This window comes from Halomonas sp. 3D7M (assembly GCF_014897885.1).
In the GTDB taxonomy this organism is placed as follows: Bacteria; Pseudomonadota; Gammaproteobacteria; order Pseudomonadales; family Halomonadaceae; genus Vreelandella.
Genome location: NZ_JABUZF010000097.1, coordinates 1 through 3,647, shown reverse-complemented (window position 1 = coordinate 3,647; position 3,647 = coordinate 1). Strand labels below are relative to the sequence as shown.

Here is a 3,647-nt window from a genome sequence, read left to right as displayed (position 1 = left end):
TCCGAAGGTAAGCAAGCAACCGTATCATGATGCTATCTTGGCGCGCCTGCCGACAGATTGGGTCCCATGGCCTAATGACCAAAGCTCGGTCAACCATGATGATGCATTGAGCACCTTTCTAAAGCGCTCACGGAAAAGTTGCTTTGCCTGGCCCAAGCAGCCTGTCGTATTTATCTCCGACCCTCACGCCGATGCCGAGGCTTTTGAGGCCTCATTAATTGCCGCAGGAGTGATTGAGCGGGATGGACCGCACCCGTGTGAATACGAGCTGACTAAGTTCGGTACAAAAGCGGAAATTGTGGTGGGTGGAGACTGCCTGGACAAAGGGCCGAGCAACCTGACGATGCTACGCAGTTTAGCTCACTTATACCGTCTTAACGCGAACATCACCCTGCTTGCCGGCAACCATGATTTACGCTTGCTCATGGGGCTACTATCCCTGAAACGCGAGACAGATGCCGGAAGCCAGCATCTCTTTGTTCGCATGGGCAAGAAAGTGGTTCCACTGTTCAAAGAAGTCTTCGACCAGTACTTAGCCGATACTCAATGGGACAGAGAGATACCTTCTGAGGCTGCATGCCGTAAAGCCCTTTTCCCAAGCGAGGCATGGTTCGAGAACTTCCCTTTCTATGCCGCAGGTTTTCTTACCCCTGAAGGTATCGATCGTGAAATTAGCAAGATGGAGAGCAAAGCCCAGAGTTTTGAGGCACATTGCGCAAAAGTCGACCTATCACTCCAGCAAGTCTACGCGGCTGCCATGAAATGCCGCTCGCTGTTCCTAAAAGAATCAGGCGAGTTTGGCTGGTTTTTTCGCCGGATGCAGCTCGTAAAGAAGCGTGGCTCATTTCTGTTCCTGCATGCTGGTCTTGACGACAAGATGGCCGAACTACTCGCTAATCATGGCGTAAAGCATGCCAACCAAGCCTTCAAAAAGAACCTGTTGAGCCAAAATTTATTCAGCTTTTATTATGGCTCACTCGCCAATACCTTCAGAACGAAATATCGCAAAGTCGACCTACCCCTTACTCCGTACGGCGCCAACGTTGCTCGCCGGGCGGGTATTCAAGTACTAGTTCACGGTCATATCAACCAGCACTTTGGGCAACGAGTAACGCTTAAAAACGGTCTCATCCATATCGAAGCCGATATCACTCTGGATGCTCACTCCAGAAAAAATGAAGGGCTAGATGGCCAGGGTGTCGGAGTAACACTCATTGATAAAAAACGCGGTGTTATAGGCCTTAGCTGCGATTACCCCCAGGCAAAAGTGTTCAAACCCAACCGCAAAGGAAAACTGGCGGGAGCTAACTAAATGAAGTCAAAAACTAAGTTCAGCCACGACTCACTACTAGATCGTCAGTCAACCCAAGCGCTTTTGGTCACTCTGGCAAATGCCATCAAAGAAGGCGAGTTAGCCTTTCAGGAAAGTGGCGATGACCTAGTGCTTTCACCTCAACAGCTATTGCAAGTTTCCCTGCGGGCAAGCGATGAAGGCGATAAACAGGAAGTGGAAGTGAAGATTAAATGGCGCACCAAAGAGAAAAAAATTTCCGATACACCGCCAAAAATCAAAACCAGCGCTGGAAAACAGTAACCTCATCAGCAACAGGATGGCCTGGGCCTTCGCACAAGGTACGCTGGATAGGGTTAGACATTAGATTCATTTGAAAGGCACTTCATGGCCAGCACACCACCACCATGCCGCTCCATATCCGCCGCCAGCTGTAGCAGTTGCTTATCCTCACCCAGGCGCCCTACCACTTGCACCCCAACGGGCAACCCATTGGCCGCCACATGGAAAGGTACCGACATAGCAGGCTGGCCAGTAAGATTCGCCAGTTGCGTGAACGGGGTGCGGCTGAGCGCATCCACCGCCAGATGCTTTAACACCCCTGCTTTTAATGCCAGCGCTGATGCGCCAGGAACCGCTAACAGAGACATTAATCGCTCGCGAGCCGCAGAGGGATAAAGCTCGCCTATTTTGGGAGCAGTATCCGCGGCTACCGGCAACACCAGGGCGTCATAACGCAGGTGAAACTGGCTCATCTGCTCGGCAGCCTCTTGCCAATAGCGCTTGGCTAGCTCGTAAGCTTTCGCCGAAAGCTTAGCGCCCAGCCTGCCAACGGCGCGGGTAGATGGCTCAATGGCTAACCGATGCACCGGCACACCGGTTTGCTGGCTTACCCACTGAAGATCAGCGGCTAAATGGCCAAGGTAGAGCGTCAGGTAACTATCGGCCAAGGCATCGCCATCAACCAGTGGCTCACACCACTCCACCTCATGCCCCATGTCGGCCAGTGCCTTGGCGGCTTTCTCAACCGCTATTTTCACATCGGTACTTAATTGGGTATCCAGTCCGTAACTCAAAAAATTACCCAGCGACACAGCGATGCGCAGCGGCTTAGAGGAGGCTGATAAGGCATCCACATAGCCCGTTTCCCGCGGAACGGGGTAAGGCCCAGAAGGCGCCATGCCGTTAATCTGTTCTAGCAACGCTGCACTATCACGCACGCTACGAGTGATGGCATGCTCGACCACCGCTCCCTGCCAGACTTCGCCGTGGGCAGGCGCTAACGGCACCCGCCCGCGGGAAGGTTTAAAACCGAACAAACCACAATAACTGGCAGGAATGCGGATAGAACCACCGCCATCGCCTGCCAGCGCAATAGGCACCATTCCGCTAGCGACCGCCGCTGCGGCACCTCCGCTTGATCCGCCTGGGGAATAGCCCTCTCGACATGGGTTTTGCGGGTGGGGAAATGCCTTAGGCTCTGTAATCCCCATTAGCCCTAATTCCGGCGTGGCCGTTTGCCCCATCACCACTAACCCAGCCGCCCGCGCACGCTGAATAAGCAGCGAATCTTGCTTAGGGCACCACGCTGATAACGATGCACTTCCGAACGCCAGCGGCTCGCCTGCTAGTGCCATCAATAAGTCTTTACTTAGCGTGGGGACACCCGCAAACACCGAGTTTTCCAACACTTGCTTACACTCGTGCTGCGCTTTTTCAAAGCGTGTTCGAACCACTGCATGAAGAGAGGGGTTAAGCGTTTCAATCGCAGCCACTGCCGCATCGAACACCTCCGCTTGGCTTACCTCTCGGCGGCGAATCAGCTCAGCAAGGCCAGTAGCGTCAAACGTTTGGTAATCCTCAAGATGCATCGCATTAACTCCACTGATTAATAACGACGCTTTACGCATACCCAACGTCGCTTAGTGTCAATTTCTATCTCGCTATTTAGCCATACTGAAGCACGTTACTTAGAACCACTCTCAAGGAGCGGCCAATGAACCGCAACGTTATTTTAACTTGCGCTGTTACCGGCGCAGGCGATACCACCGGCAAAAACCCACATGTGCCGATCACACCTAAACAAATCGCTAACGACTGTATTGCCGCAGCGAAAGCCGGTGCCAGCGTTGCGCATATCCACGTTCGTGACCCTGAAACCGGCGGCATCAGCCACTCCTTGGCTCACTTCCGCGAAGTAATGGAACGCGTACGCGAAGCGAACGTGGATATTGTCATGAACATTACCGCTGGCGGCGGCGGTGATTGGATTCCTGACGCCCAGGACCCCACTCGCGGCGGCCCCGGCACGGATATTCAGACGCCCGCCCAACGCCACGAACCAGTCGGTGAGCTT

4 protein-coding genes are annotated in these 3,647 nt (G+C 53.6%); 3 read left to right on the top strand and 1 reads right to left on the bottom strand.

Features of this window, described 5'->3' with window-relative positions; all coding sequences use genetic code 11:
* Together INT22_RS04340 and INT22_RS04335 are read left to right on the top strand one after the other, a co-directional pair.
* A partial coding sequence (locus tag INT22_RS04340; protein ID WP_193067729.1) for a metallophosphoesterase occupies positions 1-1,312 on the top strand: 1,312 nt, incomplete at its 5' end.
* Positions 1,313-1,594, top strand: a complete 282-nt coding sequence (locus tag INT22_RS04335; RefSeq protein ID WP_193061222.1) for an amphi-Trp domain-containing protein — start codon at positions 1,313-1,315, stop codon at positions 1,592-1,594. It abuts the gene before it with no gap.
* 53 nt (positions 1,595-1,647) lie between these two features.
* On the opposite strand, the gene INT22_RS04330 is transcribed toward INT22_RS04335, so the two are convergent.
* Complete coding sequence (locus INT22_RS04330) at positions 1,648-3,162, bottom strand: amidase (RefSeq protein ID WP_193067728.1); 1,515 nt, start codon at positions 3,160-3,162, stop codon at positions 1,648-1,650.
* Positions 3,163-3,287: 125 nt separating this feature from the next.
* Between INT22_RS04330 and INT22_RS04325 the strand changes: the two genes are divergently transcribed.
* The coding region (locus INT22_RS04325) for a 3-keto-5-aminohexanoate cleavage protein (protein ID WP_193067727.1) at positions 3,288-3,647 on the top strand (360 nt) is incomplete at its 3' end.

Coding starts and splice junctions, on each gene's coding strand:
- INT22_RS04335 (WP_193061222.1), top strand. CDS start 1,313: ATGAAGTCAAAAACTAAGTTCAGCCACGACTCACTACTAGATCGTCAG.
- INT22_RS04330 (WP_193067728.1), bottom strand. CDS start 3,162: ATGCATCTTGAGGATTACCAAACGTTTGACGCTACTGGCCTTGCTGAG.